This is a genomic window from Bariatricus sp. SGI.154, assembly GCF_050313795.1.
Lineage (GTDB): Bacteria > Bacillota > Clostridia > Lachnospirales > Lachnospiraceae > CAMBRQ01.
In genome coordinates this window covers 24,416-39,607 of the sequence record NZ_JBNPMC010000002.1, presented here as the reverse complement: position 1 = coordinate 39,607, position 15,192 = coordinate 24,416, and the positions used below count along the sequence as shown (strand labels likewise).

The 15,192-nt window shown below is 43.7% G+C and carries 16 protein-coding genes; 5 read left to right on the top strand and 11 right to left on the bottom strand.

From position 1 onward, the window contains the following. Positions 1 to 20: 20 nt before the first annotated feature. A complete protein-coding gene (locus tag ACQRBN_RS02115) occupies positions 21 to 1,364 on the bottom strand; it encodes a permease prefix domain 1-containing protein (protein WP_427737281.1) in 1,344 nt (447 codons plus the stop codon). After that, complete coding sequence (locus ACQRBN_RS02110; RefSeq protein WP_427737280.1) at positions 1,361 to 1,696, bottom strand: PadR family transcriptional regulator; 336 nt, start codon at positions 1,694 to 1,696, stop codon at positions 1,361 to 1,363. The genes ACQRBN_RS02115 and ACQRBN_RS02110 overlap by 4 nt, the downstream gene beginning before the upstream one ends. Before the next feature lie 359 nt (positions 1,697 to 2,055). Between ACQRBN_RS02110 and ACQRBN_RS02105 the strand changes: the two genes are divergently transcribed. After that, positions 2,056 to 3,276: an argininosuccinate synthase gene (locus tag ACQRBN_RS02105; protein ID WP_427737279.1), complete on the top strand. Its 1,221-nt coding sequence runs from the start codon at positions 2,056 to 2,058 to the stop codon at positions 3,274 to 3,276. 182 nt (positions 3,277 to 3,458) lie between these two features. Here ACQRBN_RS02105 and ACQRBN_RS02100 read toward each other — a convergent pair whose 3' ends face one another. Further along, positions 3,459 to 4,421, bottom strand: coding sequence for a dipeptidase (locus ACQRBN_RS02100; RefSeq protein WP_427737277.1), 963 nt, complete (start codon positions 4,419 to 4,421; stop codon positions 3,459 to 3,461). 186 nt (positions 4,422 to 4,607) lie between these two features. Here ACQRBN_RS02100 and ACQRBN_RS02095 point away from each other — a divergent pair, with 186 nt between their 5' ends. From ACQRBN_RS02095 to ACQRBN_RS02085, 3 genes are all read left to right on the top strand, one after another. Further along, entirely contained in the window at positions 4,608 to 5,348 is a 741-nt protein-coding gene (locus ACQRBN_RS02095) for a gamma-glutamyl-gamma-aminobutyrate hydrolase family protein (RefSeq protein ID WP_427737276.1), read from the top strand. An 82-nt stretch (positions 5,349 to 5,430) separates the two neighbouring features. Beyond that, complete coding sequence (locus tag ACQRBN_RS02090) at positions 5,431 to 5,613, top strand: hypothetical protein (RefSeq protein ID WP_427737275.1); 183 nt, start codon at positions 5,431 to 5,433, stop codon at positions 5,611 to 5,613. Positions 5,614 to 5,626: 13 nt separating this feature from the next. Further along, positions 5,627 to 5,887: a spore coat protein gene (locus ACQRBN_RS02085; protein ID WP_427737274.1), complete on the top strand. Its 261-nt coding sequence runs from the start codon at positions 5,627 to 5,629 to the stop codon at positions 5,885 to 5,887. A 179-nt stretch (positions 5,888 to 6,066) separates the two neighbouring features. On the opposite strand, the gene ACQRBN_RS02080 is transcribed toward ACQRBN_RS02085, so the two are convergent. The 6 genes from ACQRBN_RS02080 to ACQRBN_RS02055 form a co-directional block, all read right to left on the bottom strand. Further along, positions 6,067 to 7,893, bottom strand: coding sequence for an ABC transporter ATP-binding protein (locus tag ACQRBN_RS02080; RefSeq protein WP_427737273.1), 1,827 nt, complete (start codon positions 7,891 to 7,893; stop codon positions 6,067 to 6,069). A 1-nt stretch (position 7,894) separates the two neighbouring features. After that, complete coding sequence (locus ACQRBN_RS02075) at positions 7,895 to 10,012, bottom strand: ABC transporter ATP-binding protein (RefSeq protein WP_427737271.1); 2,118 nt, start codon at positions 10,010 to 10,012, stop codon at positions 7,895 to 7,897. Positions 10,013 to 10,071: 59 nt separating this feature from the next. After that, on the bottom strand, positions 10,072 to 10,572 hold the full coding sequence (locus ACQRBN_RS02070) for a MarR family winged helix-turn-helix transcriptional regulator (RefSeq protein WP_427737270.1): 501 nt from the start codon (positions 10,570 to 10,572) through the stop codon (positions 10,072 to 10,074). A 242-nt stretch (positions 10,573 to 10,814) separates the two neighbouring features. After that, the gene (dtd, locus tag ACQRBN_RS02065; RefSeq protein ID WP_427737269.1) at positions 10,815 to 11,261 is read right to left on the bottom strand and encodes a D-aminoacyl-tRNA deacylase; all 447 of its coding nucleotides are present in this window, start codon (positions 11,259 to 11,261) and stop codon (positions 10,815 to 10,817) included. Positions 11,262 to 11,277: 16 nt separating this feature from the next. Next, a complete protein-coding gene (locus tag ACQRBN_RS02060) occupies positions 11,278 to 11,766 on the bottom strand; it encodes an HD domain-containing protein (protein WP_427737268.1) in 489 nt (162 codons plus the stop codon). Beyond that, positions 11,756 to 12,670 (bottom strand): DMT family transporter, encoded by a 915-nt coding sequence (locus ACQRBN_RS02055; RefSeq protein ID WP_427737267.1) that lies wholly within the window; start codon positions 12,668 to 12,670, stop codon positions 11,756 to 11,758. The genes ACQRBN_RS02060 and ACQRBN_RS02055 overlap by 11 nt, the downstream gene beginning before the upstream one ends. A 225-nt stretch (positions 12,671 to 12,895) precedes the next feature. Between ACQRBN_RS02055 and ACQRBN_RS02050 the strand changes: the two genes are divergently transcribed. Further along, positions 12,896 to 13,552, top strand: a complete 657-nt coding sequence (locus ACQRBN_RS02050; RefSeq protein ID WP_427737266.1) for a hypothetical protein — start codon at positions 12,896 to 12,898, stop codon at positions 13,550 to 13,552. Here ACQRBN_RS02050 and ACQRBN_RS02045 read toward each other — a convergent pair. Next, positions 13,530 to 14,609, bottom strand: a complete 1,080-nt coding sequence (locus ACQRBN_RS02045) for a lysylphosphatidylglycerol synthase transmembrane domain-containing protein (RefSeq protein ID WP_427737265.1) — start codon at positions 14,607 to 14,609, stop codon at positions 13,530 to 13,532. The two genes, ACQRBN_RS02050 and ACQRBN_RS02045, sit on opposite strands and share 23 nt — an antisense overlap. Beyond that, positions 14,599 to 15,171, bottom strand: a complete 573-nt coding sequence (locus tag ACQRBN_RS02040) for a hypothetical protein (protein ID WP_427737264.1) — start codon at positions 15,169 to 15,171, stop codon at positions 14,599 to 14,601. Before ACQRBN_RS02040 ends, ACQRBN_RS02045 begins: the two co-directional genes overlap by 11 nt. Positions 15,172 to 15,192 lie beyond the last annotated feature (21 nt).

Genomic DNA, 15,192 nt, shown 5'->3' with positions numbered 1-15,192 from the left:
TAATAGAATCTTCATACCCTTTATCCTGATTTCTTTACGTTGATAGAAATATGGTATTTTCTTTTCTCTGTTTCCAAAGGGACATCCTGATACCGGTAAATACTAAGCAGAATCCCCAAAAGTACATTTGTCACCAGCATCCCTGTCCCGCCATAAGTAATGAACGGACAATACATACCTCCCATGGGGGAAAATCCAATATTCCCCAGGATATAGAACACCATCTGCACCAGCATGACGATCGCACAGCCAATCCCCATCGTCATCCCCATCTGGTTCTTCTGCTTCAGCGAACTCCCCAAAAATCTCAAAAGCAGGAAAATAATTGCTCCAACCAGCACGATTGCCGCTAATATCCCTCCACAGGAAACGATGTAGATAAAACTATAATTCACCGGATCCGGCAGCATCTGAACATAACGCTCCACATCATTCCCCATACCTATCAAACTACTATTTTTCAGTAATTCTCTGGTTACCATTGTCGGAAAGGCCAGTTCTTCACTCCAGGGATTCAGATATGCCTGAATCCGGGCTGTCTGATACTCCGCACCTCGAACCAAGATAAACACACATCCCATAACCGGAATCAGAATCATACCGCACCATAATCCTGCCATTGTTCTTCTCTTTGACACCTGAAACCATTCTTTATAGATTGCAAATGACAATATAATCACGAATGACAAAAACAATGTCCACACTGTAATAAGGCTCGGTATCCTTCTCGCAATCTCAAGTGCAGGAAACATCCATAAAATTCCTTTCACGATCGCCTTATAGCCCTGTCCGCGGTATTGATATAAAACCGCCCCATACAATGGGACAAAAAGGAATGCCAGCATTCTCACGTTCACATGTATTCCATAGATTCCCATGACCGCCCCATTTACAACCTGCCCGCGAAACAGCCCTATATAGATCACAGCAAACGCAATCAGGGTGATCTCTTTCGCCCAACATCCAATCCGGCTATAGTCCACATAACAGATTCCTACCATCACTCCAAGCCCAAGCACAAGCCGTACCGCATACCGCATCAGATCAAATCCAAGAAAGTCTGCAATATCTCTCTGCATCAGAATCTGAACCACAAACCCTGCCAAATACAATGCAGCAATCAGTCCGATCCATCCCCACGCCATCCTGGGTCGGTGGATCATATCCAACTTGGTTCCTGTTTCCACCGGATCTCCCATATCTTTCACGGCTTCTGCTTCCGCTTCCTCCGCTTTCAGCCCTTCTCTCATATACTCTGATTTCTGCTCCTCAATGTGACTTCCTATCTCTCTTGCAATCTTGCTTCTTGCCTTCTCGCACCGGATCTGTTCTGTCACCGTCTTCAAATACTCCTCCTTCTTCATATAGCACCTCCCATACTCAGTACATTCACAACAGCCTGTGAATAGGCCGTCCACTCCTCCTTCTTCTCGGTCAGAACCTTCCTTCCTTCTTTGGTAATACTGTAATACTTACGGATCTTTCCTGCTTCTTCCATTTCATATGAATCTAATAATCCCTTGCTCTCCATTCCATGCAGTAACGGATACAACGTGCCCGCCTTTAATTCGAAGACATTCTGAGACTTCCTGCGAAGTGTTACGATCATCTCATATCCGTACATGTCCTTATCCTCCAAAAGCCTCAATATTAACATAGATGTACTTCCGGATACCAGGCTCTTATCAATTGCCATTCGTATTCTCCCCTTCCCACTATTTTATATTATGTAGATTATCTATATATCGGTCATCTATATTATATATAGGCAATCGATACATGTCAACACGTTTTCGAAATCAAATCCACAATATCAGAAAAACCTGCTGGCGGAATACGGAATTGAATCACTTCCTCCCTGCCCCTTTTATTCATCTCCTATGCAAATCATATAATATGCATGTATACCATATGCATATTTTGTGATTTTATTGCATATTTAAACTTTTTTTCATTTTAATCTTGCATAATTATTAAAAATGATGTATAGTATTCCATGCAATTAAGAACAACACATTTAACATAAAATACATAATATCTTAGGAGGACATTCACATGAAAGAAAAAGTTGTATTAGCGTATTCCGGTGGACTTGATACCACAGCCATTATCCCATGGTTAAAAGAGAATTTTGATTATGAAGTTATCTGCTGCTGCGTAGACTGCGGACAGGGAGAAGAGTTAGACGGATTGGAAGAAAGAGCCAAATTATCCGGCGCTTCCAAGTTATACATCGAAGACATCGTAGATGACTTCTGCGACAACTACGTAGTACCTTGCGTACAGGCACATGCAATCTACGAGAACAAATATCTGCTTGGAACCTCTATGGCACGTCCTGCTATTGCAAAACGTCTGGTAGAAATCGCAAGAAAAGAAGGCGCTACTGCCATCTGCCACGGTGCTACCGGAAAGGGTAATGACCAGATTCGGTTTGAACTTGGTATCAAAGCGCTTGCACCAGATATCAAGATCATCGCTCCTTGGAGAATGACAGACATATGGACCATGAATTCTCGTGAAGAAGAGATCGAATACTGCAAACAGCACGGAATCGACCTTCCATTTGATGCCAGCCACAGTTACAGCCGTGACCGCAACTTATGGCACATCAGCCATGAGGGTCTGGAACTGGAAGATCCTGCGAACGAGCCGAATTACGACCATTTATTAGTACTCGGCGTAACGCCTGAGAAAGCACCGGACGAAGGTGAATATGTAACTATGACATTTGAAAAAGGTGTTCCAAAGAGCATTAATGGCGAAGAGATGAAAGTGTCCGATATTATCCGCAAACTCAATGAATTGGGTGGAAAACACGGAATCGGTATCTGTGATATCGTAGAAAACCGTGTCGTAGGCATGAAATCCCGTGGCGTGTATGAGACTCCCGGCGGAACGATCCTCTACGAAGCACATCAACAGTTAGAGGAATTGGTATTAGACCGTGCTACATATGAAGTAAAAGAAGAGATGGGCAATAAACTGTCTCAGATTGTATACGAAGGGAAATGGTTCACACCACTTCGCGAGGCGGTTCAGGCATTCATCGAAAGCACACAGGAATATGTAACAGGTGAAGTGAAGTTCAAACTCTACAAAGGCAATATCATCAAAGCAGGAACTACTTCTCCATATTCACTGTACAGCGAGTCTCTTGCAAGTTTTACAACCGGAGATCTGTATGACCACCATGATGCAGACGGATTCATCAATCTGTTTGGTCTGCCGCTGAAGGTTCGCGCACTGAAGATGCAGGAAATAGAAAACAAATAATTATGCCATACAATTATACCGGAGGGATTTCTCATATCTTGGGAAATCCCTCTTATGTTGCTAAAACTTCCTAATAAAACTGCCACTGAAAGATCCTGCAGGTCATCAAGCCTACGCCCATTCATATCACCTTCACTTAGCGCCGGTGTACAGAGAGCAACACACTTTTTTATACACTGGCACTATACATCCATAAGAACCCTCTCCGCATTGCCTCCCCATATCTTATCCAACTGTCTCTCTGATATTCCCCTCTTCTTCAGCGCATCCCACAGTCTCTCCATCTTCGACACATCCGGGATCTCCAGCACATCCATCCCATCGAATCCGTCAAAATCCGTACCAATCGCCGGGAATTCACTGCCGCCCACCCGGATCATATGCAGGACATGCGCTGCCATCTCATCCACCTTCGAGGCATTCGGGCTTCCAAGGAAAGGGCCATAGAAATTAAGCCCGGCGATACCGCCCACATCCGCCAGTGCCCGGATCATCTCATCCGACAGATTTCTCGGATGACCGCAGAGCGAACGGCAATTGGAATGTGACGCAACGACAGGTTTTGCAGAGTATCGCAATACATCCCAGAATGTTCCATCCGACGCATGAGACACATCAATCATCATTCCCAGTTCATTCATCCACCTCACCACTTCGACCCCAAATGGCTTAAGTCCCTGTCGCATCACCGCTATCTCCTTACTATTCGGATATCCAATACAGTTCTCATAATTCCACATCAGAGTCATAAGCCGCACGCCTTCTGCATACAGTTCTTCCAGACGCTTCATCTCACCATTCAGAATCCCTCCCTCTTCCACAGTAAGAACCGCAGATATCTTGCCTGCTTCTGCATTCTTCTGTATATCAGCATACGTTTTAGCAATTGCGATATCAGAATGATATTCTTCTGCCTGTCTTTTTAGATAAGCAATCATCTCATGTACATGCTCGTAACATTTATCATATCCTCCTGCATTCTCATATTCTTTGTAGTATGTAAAACAGGCAAAGAACTGCGCTTTCGTCCCCACTTCTTTCATATGTGGAATCGCAACACTGCACCCGTTCTTCATCAGATCACCACTCTTGTCGAGATCCATTAACTTCCATAAAGTATCACAATGCATATCAATTAATTTCATATATTCATGCTTCCTTTCATACCTTCATATTAATTCATCCTTTTAATTAGTATACATCCACCCGTTTTAAAATGCACCCTTTCAAACGAATCATATCATTCAATAGACTTATCAGCACAAAACATACCAACCACCACAATTCATATACATAAATAATATCAATATATATTAGAAAGGACAAACATTATGAACCCTATCATCGGAATCGTATCCTGCGGATACACAAGCAAACGTCAATTCGTACCACAGACTTATATCCATGCCGTCGAATCCTCCGGCGGCATTCCTATTATTCTGCCCTGCACCCAGCAAGAAGCAGTTTATACCTCTTATAAAAAGATATGTGATGGCTTCCTGTTTTGTGGCGGAGATGACGTGACCCCACTTCTTTTTGGAGAAGAGCCTATGACAGATCATGGGAAAACCGATACCCAGACAGATATCTTCCATATTCATTTCATGAAACTTGCATTAGATTCCCACCTTCCAATTCTTGCTATTTGCCGTGGAATGCAGATTCTAAACATAGCATGCAATGGAACTATTTTCCAGGACCTGTCGCTCCGTAAGACATACTCTCTGAATCACATGCAGTTATCAGATCATCGGGAAGATTCCAGCCACAAGATTAGCATTTCATCAAATAGCATGCTATATAATATCCTGGGAAATACTGCTGAAGTAAACAGTTTTCATCACCAGAGTATTCACATCCTGGGCACGAATCTTAAGATTACTGCCATTGCTTCTGATGGTGTTATAGAAGCATTGGAATCCACTGCACATCCATTTGTCATCGGAGTGCAATGGCATCCGGAATGCATGTACGACATCTGCGAACCAATGCAAAAGCTATTTCATATTTTCATAAAAAAAGCCGAAAATGCCAAGAACATACAGTATATTTCCTCACACTTAGGGACATAATAACTCAGAAATAAAAATGTTCAGCAGAAGATCAGCAGCGCTTATCCGATGCGAACATCATAAAAAAGGAGGAAATAGACACATGGCCGATTTATCAGTACTCGACTTACAGAACCTACGCCACCTCATCGGCGGATACACCACCAATCACTGCAAGATGCAGGATTATGCCGCTCAGGCACAAGATCCTGAAGTAAAGAAACTTTTTCAGGATGCCGCTAATTCTGCAATGAAGAATAAGCAAGACTTAATGAAATTCTTATAGGAGGGAACCAGTTATGTTAGATGAGAAGACAATGGTAAGCGATGCCCTGGCTGGCGCCAATGGAGAACTGACACGTTTTGGAGAGATGATTTCACAGACGGAGAACAAAGAACTCAAACAGTGTCTAAAACAGATTCGTAATGAATGTGAGATGTCTCAGGAGAAACTGTATCAGGTAGCTCGCGAGAAAAGTTACTATGTACCTGCTGCAAAAGCATCCCAGCAGGAAGTTGATCATGTGAAGTCCATTCTGACAGGCGCTTCCATGAAATAACCTAAAATTCTACAACAAAAAAGTCTTATCATAGATAAGGCGCTGCAGGAACTCTCATACACGGTAACAGAATTCCAGCGGCGCCTTATTCTTATATGGGTACAGGACATTTTTCAATTAGGTACACCACATTTGTTAGTTTGGGACGTAGTAAAACTGTGTTTTACTACGTCCCAAACTTATGCGCTTCTCTCAAATTGAGAATTATATAGTTCTGCATAGAACCCATTCTGAGCCAGCAGTTCCTCATGATTGCCCTGTTCGATAATGTCACCATCTTTCATAACCAGGATCAGATCCGCATCACGAATGGTCGAGAGACGATGCGCGATGATAAAACTGGTCCTTCCACGCATCAGGTTATCCATTGCTTTCTGGATTCGAACTTCCGTACGCGTATCTACGGAACTGGTCGCCTCATCCAAGATCAGAATCTTAGGATCAGCCAGGATTGCCCTTGCAATCGTCAAGAGCTGCTTCTGTCCTTGCGATACATTGCTTGCCTCCTCATTTAGTTCCATATCGTAACCGCCCGGCAGAGTCTGAACAAATCTGTGTACATAGGCTGCCTTCGCAGCTTCTACAACTTTCTCATGGCTTGCATCTAATTTGCCATAGCGGATATTTTCCTCAATGCTGCCTTTAAACAGCCAGGTATCCTGCAATACCATTCCGAACATTTCACGAAGTTCGCTTCGGTTGAAGTCACGGATGTCGTGCCCATCCACTTTGATGGAACCGCTATTGACATCATAGAACCGCATCAACAGTTTCACCATCGTTGTCTTACCAGCACCGGTTGGTCCTACGATTGCAATCTTCTGTCCCGGCTCAACTTTAGCGCTGAAATCGTGGATGATCGTATGATCCGGATTATAACCAAAATTCACATGGTCGAATTCCACACGTCCTTCCAGCCCATCCACAGATACTGCATTCGGTACTGTCTGATCTTCTTCCTCTTCTTCCAGGAATTCGAACACACGCTCCGAAGCCGCCGCTGTGGACTGGAGCATATTCGCCACCTGTGCCACCTGCTGGATCGGCTGGGTAAAACTTCGCACATATTGGATGAATGACTGGATATCCCCCACCTCGATGGCTTCCTTCATCGCCAGATATCCTCCGAGAATAACTACCGCCACATATCCCAGATTGCCGACAAACTGCATAATCGGCATCATCATTCCTGACAGGAACTGAGACTTCCACGCAGACTGGTATAAGATCTCGTTATCCCGGTCAAATTCTGCGATAACATCCTCTTCTTTATTGAATGCTTTGACAATGTTGTGTCCACTGTAGACTTCTTCTACCTGTCCATTTACATGTCCCAGATATGCCTGCTGATTCTTAAAATATCGCTGCGAACGCTTCACAATTACGGAAATCAGCCCCATAGAGACCGGAAGTATCAGCAACGCAATCACCGTCATGAGCGGACTGATACTCAGCATCATAACCAGAACACCAATGATTGTCGTCACCGAAGTAATCACCTGTGTCGCGCTCTGATTCAAACTCTGGCTTAGTGTATCTACATCATTGGTAATACGCGACAAGACCTCGCCATGAGTTACTTTATCAAAATAATTCATCGGCATACGGTTAATCTTCTCCGAAATCTCTTTTCTCAACCGGTAAGTAAGTTTCTGCGATACACCTGTCATGATATATCCCTGGATAAATGAAAACAGCGCACTACACAGATACAGACCTAGCAACGTGATCAATATCGTCCCGATCTTCTCAAAATCAATCCCACTTCCGCCTGTTACTTTGCCAACCAAACCGTTAAAAATCTCTGTTGTCGCCTTTCCTAATATCTTCGGTCCTACGATATTGAAAATCGTGCTTCCAATGGCAAATATGACAACGAAGATTAATGCAATCTTATACTGCGCAAGATATGTCATCAATTTCTTCATGGTGCCTTTAAAATCTTTGGCCTTCTCTCCCGGCACGCCTCCTCTATGACCGCCGTGTCCCATACCTCTCGGTGCCATATTAGCCCACCTCCTTCATATCATCTTCCAGTTCCTTCTCTGACAACTGGGAAGATGCAATCTGATAATATTCTTCACAATTCTTAAGCAACTCTTTGTGTGTTCCTTTTCCTACGATCCTGCCATCATCCAGAACAATAATCTGTTCCGCATGAAGAATCGTGCTGATTCGCTGTGCAACAATGATAACCGTGCTGTCCTCGGTCTTCTCTTTCAAGGCATTCCGAAGTTTTACATCCGTCTTATAATCTAATGCAGAAAAACTATCATCAAAGATATAGATATCCGGATGTTTTGCAATGGCTCTTGCAATGGACAGTCTCTGCTTTTGTCCACCAGATACATTCGTTCCTCCCTGAGCGATCGGACTTTGGTATCTCTTTTTCTTCATATCGATGAATTCTGTCGCCTGGGCAATCTCGGCTGCCTCTTTCATCTCTTCTTCGCTTCCATCCGGGTTGCCATATAAGATATTCGAGGCGATATCTCCGGAGAACAGAACTCCTTTCTGTGGTACATAGCCTAATTTATCACGTAGTTCATGCTGTGTGATGCCTCGGATATCTTCGCCATCAATGGTAATCTTTCCTTCTGTCACGTCATAGAATCTCGGAATCAGATTAATCAGCGTAGACTTGCCGCTTCCTGTACTTCCTATGAATGCAGTCGTCTGCCCCGGCTTTGCGGCAAACGAGATATCCTGCAGGACGTCTTCCTCTGCCCCTGGGTATCGGAAGGAAACATGGTCGAATACCACTTCTCCTTTTCCATTTTCATCTAATTCTACCGGATTCTTAGGATCACTGATCAACGTACTGCTCGTGAGTATCTCATCTACACGTTCTGCAGATACAGCGGCTCTTGGCAGCATAACAGAGATCATACAGATCATAAGGAAGGACATGATGATCTGCATCGTATACTGAATAAATGCCATCATATCTCCTACCTGCATGGTTCCATCGTTAATACTGTGCCCGCCGACCCATACAATTAATACAGTGATTCCATTCATAATCAGCATCATCAGCGGCATCATAAATGTCATGGCACGGTTTACAAACAGATTGGTCTTGGTCAGATCTTTATTCGCCCTGTCAAAACGCTTTTCCTCATATTTCTCTGTGCTGAAAGCACGGATAACCTGTAATCCTGTCAAAATCTCGCGGCTGACCAGATTCAGGCGGTCTACCATATTCTGGACAATCTTGAACTTCGGCATGACGACCACGAATAATACAACGACAACCATTACAATCAGAATAACTGCCAGGGCTATGATCCATGACATATCTACATTCGTATTGAATACCTTCCAGATTCCTCCGACTGCCATAATCGGGGCATACAGAACCATACGAAGAATCATCACTGTAAGCAGCTGGATCTGCTGGATATCATTGGTACTTCTTGTAATCAGTGACGCGGTTGAGAATTTGTCAAATTCACCGTTGGAGAAGCCTACCACTTTGCGGAATACCTCCCGTCTGACACCACGTCCAATCTGGGCACCTACCCGAGATGCCATCAAACCTACCATAATACTTGCTATCATTCCAAGCGCGGCCAGTGCCAGCATCTTGCCGCCGATGCGAAGGATATACCCTGTCTCTAATTCATTCGTATCAATGCCTACATTTTCATAAGCACTCTTAATGTAGACTGCCGCTGACTGTTCAATGATAGAATCCGGCATGGATTCAAACTGCTCTTCCATCTGCTTTGTTGTATCACTGCCGGTGTCAAGACCTGCACACAGAAGCATCGGTTTGCCAAGAAGGGAAGCAAGTTCTTCCACCTTCTCATCATCGTCTTTTACAGAACTCTTAAGTTCTAAGACATTTCCGTCATAATCATAGGACTGTGTACTTTTCTCATAGGAATCCATCACAATGTCCTGCTTGTCGGATGCTACAAACAGCAACAGATGATTCAGATTCTCTTCTGCTATCGTATACGGCACTTTTTCATCGATACCGCTCTGCTGGATACCTACATTTACAATATCAGAAGTATATGTCGGCAGAGACAGATCACAGTAAGCCTGCACGATCAATACGCACAATATTGCCAGAACTGCACCCGCATGGGGTTTTAAAAACTTGAATAATTTACGCATATCTCACCTTTCCTTTCTTAATGCCTGATCCATAGCCATTCTATATTGGTTAGTTCATGTTAGAAATTATGTTTCATAGGCGAACCTGTCTTCTCTATAATTGTTCTCATGTCCATATCTTTAAAATCTTTCGATTTCAAAAGATTCTTTCGCATCTCCAGGATAAGTCTTCTAAAAAACATCTTTTCCTCCGGCGAGATGCCCTGGAATAACAACTCCTCCATACTCTCCATAATTCCCTTAAGCTCCTCAATGCATTCTTTTCCCTTATCGGAAAGAAGAATACGGATTATCCTCTGGTCTTCTTTATCTGGTTCTTTCACGATATACCCCTGATCTTCTAATTTTCTAAGCGCTACCGTCATAGACGGCGGGGTAATGCCTATCTTCTCCGCCAACTCACGCTGAGAGAGTTTGCCTTCACAATTCAGCACGAAGAGAACCCCTGCCTGACTCGGTTTTAAACCTACATCTTCCATTCCCTTCATAGCCTGGTATTTGCTTAGATGTAATAGTTGATGCATGATGATAAACACAGATGCATCATCTAATTTCTTCATAATGTGCCTCCTTTCCGGACGAAACGCGCCAATTAATTAGATGTCTAACGATTATATTAGGCAGTTTGCTTATATATGTCAATATATTTATGGTTTTTTAATAATTATTATGGGGAATTTCACAAAGAATTAATTAGATATTTAACGATTTGGGCGAATTGGGGACGGGGGTTTTTTCAATTTCCCCCCGTCCCCAATTGGATTTGCCGTGTCCCTTTTTCGATTTGCCCTGTCCCCAATTGCTACAACGTATCAGAATCCAGAATAATCGTAAACGGTCCGTCATTCACCAAGCTCACTTTCATGTCTGCTCCAAACCGTCCTCTTTCTACCACTTCCACCTGTTCCTTACATTTTCCGATAATGTACTCATACATCTCCTCTGCCATATCCGGCGCTCCAGCCTCGATGAAACTTGGACGGTTTCCTTTTTTGCAATTGGCATACAGCGTAAACTGCGAGATAAGAAGCAGTTCGCCGCCTACGGTATCAAGCGACAGGTTCGTCTTTCCCTGTTCATCTTCAAAAATCCGAAGCCCCAGCATCTTCTTCACCATCTTATCGGCAATCTCTTTTGTATCCGAATCACACACACCTACAAGCACCATGAAGCCCTTGCCGATCTTACCAAGTACTTCTCCGTCTACTTTTACTTCACTTTCCAATACTCTCTGTATCACAAATCTCATTTCCTATAACCTCCCACTAGACGCCAAACATCAACTTGCAGATTCGTATTCCCGCCGCCGTTACAAATATTTCTTTCAGTGCAGATTCTATCGCATGTTCTGACAATTTATCTTCAAACAAGTTCACAAGGAAATCCGCCTCCACAAGTATCTGGTAATCAATTCCGTCAATATCATGGTAAGTATGATGGTGCCCTACCAGATAGCAAACTCTCTGAATCAAATACTCATCATATCCCAGACTCTCCAGCATCTCTCTGGCAACATCCGGTCCTTCTGCCTCCTGATGCTTTCCAACGGAATCTCCATACTTCTCCATGCTTACTTTGATACCGATATCATGAACAATCGCTGCTACTTCCAGAACTTCCTGATCTTCTCCGGAAATTCCTTCCATCTCTCCTATCATTCTGGCATATGCATAAACTTTCATGAAATGCTGAATTCTCTGAGGATCTCCGCTATAATACTTCGTCATCTCCAAAATCAACTTATTATGATCCATTTTCCAGTACCTCCTCTTTCTTATCCACCGTTTTATCCGGCAATTGCGCAAGAATAATTGCCGCAAACATCAAAACGCATCCTATAGACTCTCTGACAGATAATTTTTCTCCAAGCACTACCCATCCTGCCAACACAGAGAAACAGGATTCCAGGCTTAACAGCAAAGAAGCAATTGCAGGGTTTACATTCTTTTGTCCTACAATCTGCAGTGTATATGCCACACCGCAAGATAAAACTCCTGCATATAGAAGCGGCATCCATCCAGCGAACAATGCCCCCAATCTCGGTGTCTCCAAAGTGAACATGAACGGCAAAGATGCGATTCCACATACAAAAAACTGTATACAAGACATCTTGACTCCTTCTACCTTCGGTGAAAAATAATCAATTACAAGGATGTGTACAGAGAATGCCAGCGCACACAAGAATATCAGCACATCTCCTTTTCCAATCGTGAATTTCTCCGTCATACATAGAAAATATAATCCAGCAACCGCCATTACTACCGCAGTCCACACTTTCCATCCTGTCTTCTTCCCCAGGAAGATTCCAAGCACCGGAACAAATACTATATAAAATGCAGTAATAAAACCTGCCTTGCCTGCCGTTGTATACTGAATCCCTAACTGCTGCAGGCTGCTGGCAACAAAAAGCAGAATTCCACAGGCAATTCCTCCCAGGATCAGATCTTTTCTGCTGCCTTTATTTTTTTCCGTCTCATCTTTTTCATTTACCCTCTGCAAAAACCAGATACACGGAAGCAATGCCACACCACCAATCAGACTCCTCACTCCGTTAAAAGTAAATGGTTCAAGATAATCCATGCCCACACTCTGAGCCACGAATGCCGTTCCCCATATAAATGCCGTCAATATCAGCATCAGTGCATTTTTTGTCTTCATAATCTTGTCACCTCATTCTACATCCACTCTCATATTTTGACATGCCTTCACATTATACCATAGCCGCAAGCGGCTACGGTGCCTCCGGCTGGATGTGCGGCAGTTTTCTACGGTTCCTCAGAAACTGCCTATGCACAGGTATAACATCTCGCGATATTATACCACATTTATCCAATTAAGTGTATAATAAATACAATTCAAGAGATACTTATATGGGAGAAAAAGATGAAAAGACAAAGTGAAACGCATCATCCACAACATAAAACTTTCTTTTTATACTGCGGTATCCTAATGCTCCTAAGCGAGATCTGGAAGCAGTGGTGCCTTACTTATCTGGTCAATCACGGAACCTATTACTGGTGGCATTTCCCCTTCCAGTTATGCAGTATTCCCATGTACATCTGCCTGATTCTCCCCTGGGTGAATTCCACACATGTACAAAGTGTCCTTCTTGCATTCCTCATGGACTTTGGATTAATGGGCGGAATATTCACCTTCTTTGATACCAGCGGCATGCATTATAGTTATACACCACTTACAATCCACTCATTCGCATGGCATATTCTCCTGATTATCATCGGAATCTACGCAGGGCTTGGCAGAAAAGCCGATTATTCCAACAAAGGCTATTTAAAAACAGCAGGCATCTATCTCGCCTGCTGCCTGATTGCAACTTTTTTCAATATCTTATTCCATCATTACGGGAATATTAACATGTTCTATATCAGCCCCTATTACCATATGCGCCAGAAAGCCTTTCACATAATCGCAATGGTGCTTGGAGACGGGGTTGGAATTGCGGTTTATATCGCCGCCTGCCTCTTTGGCGCTTGGATTCTCCATCAAATGTGGCGGAAAGTCACAGGGGACGGGGGAAATTGAAAAAACCCCCGTCCCCATCCCCCATTAAGTTCACCAACACAACCACAAGCCCAACTACTAACAAAAAATAAAATTGAATCCCTCTCGTCACATACAACGCCGGCATCAGATATGCCTTCGCAAACACCCCTTGAAAGATCGCATAATACATCATCTCTGTAATCCCCTGTGCCCCCGGAAGCGGCAGCATATCCACCGCTATATATACAGATGCCTGCAGTATCATAACAGTCAATATACCCGTCCCCGTCTGCGCGAATCCCAGATATACCAGTGCCGTCAGCAAGAACACGCTGATTCTTTGCACAAACGTAAAGATAACCACGATCCCTATCTTCCGTCTTCTCGATATCAGGAAACGAACCGCTTCCCGATATCCATCTATAAACTGGTCAATCTTTTTCTTTCGATCGTCAGATTCCTTCAGGACCCTAATTCTTACTAGAATACGTTCCAGCCTGTATATAATTCCTTTCATTCCGCCAGGTGCCAGCATCACCGCAAGAAGTACTGCCACAAGAATCAGATTCAGAGCAAGCCCCAGAAAATATAATCCAACATATCCTTGCAGATATCCCTTAAGTGGCGCATACCAGAACATCAGAATTCCAATCCCCATCACAACCAGCACGAATTTATAGATCAGAGCGACCGTCATCAGCACCACCGAACTATCCGACAGAGAATTCCCATCCTTCTTCATATAATAGAGCTGCATCGGCTGCCCTCCGGTGGCAGACGGCGTAATCCCAGAATAAAAGAACCCGATGAATGAATACGAGATGCACCGCAGCACCCCCTCCCGGCGAATACTTCCCCTACGATCAGGCATACTTCTCAGCAGATACCATATCATCATCCCTTCCACGCTCACGAAGAATAACGCCGTCAACACCGCAAGCATCAAGTACGGAATAGACATTTTCCGAAGTGCCGCCCAGATCTGGTTCCAGTCCTGTCCATGAATCACTGCATAGAAAGTCAATAGCATGATTACCAGAAACACACAGATATCCACTGCCCGCTTTCTGATTCTCTGGTTGCCGTCAGCACTCATACGTTACCTCCTGTCTGCGTCTTCTCCATCTCATGTCTTTCTTCACAAGTTCGGACAACGCTCCTTCGAACAACACACTCTTTTCAGGATACTCATAAAAATCCTTCGGTGTCACCAGTGAAAAATGCTTTTTAGAAATCGTAATGCCGTTCTCTTCAAGAAGTCTCGCAATATAAGACGAGCAGGTATAATGCTTCTCCTGGTAAAAAGGTCTGTTCCACAAGATAAACGGAAGTCCCAGAATCGCATAATGATACTGATGCCGCTGCTCCATATCCTGATACAAAGTCTGCTTAATACTCTCTCTCTGCTTAAACGTACACTCCAACTCACAGATCATATAATCCGCTGTTGGAAATGCACACAATATCTTCCTCTTATCCTCCTTCTCGAATCCAGCAATCAACGGCACAAAAGGATTACGCCTCCCCATGCTGTATGCCTCCTCAAGTCCTGCATCCAGCGCAATCGCCACATGAATGTATTTCTGCTTCAGCACCCGCCTTATTATGGATGCAAATATCCCTGGTGTATCCACCAACGCTATGTAAATATGTGCCATTTCCTTCTCCTCTCGTCCAAT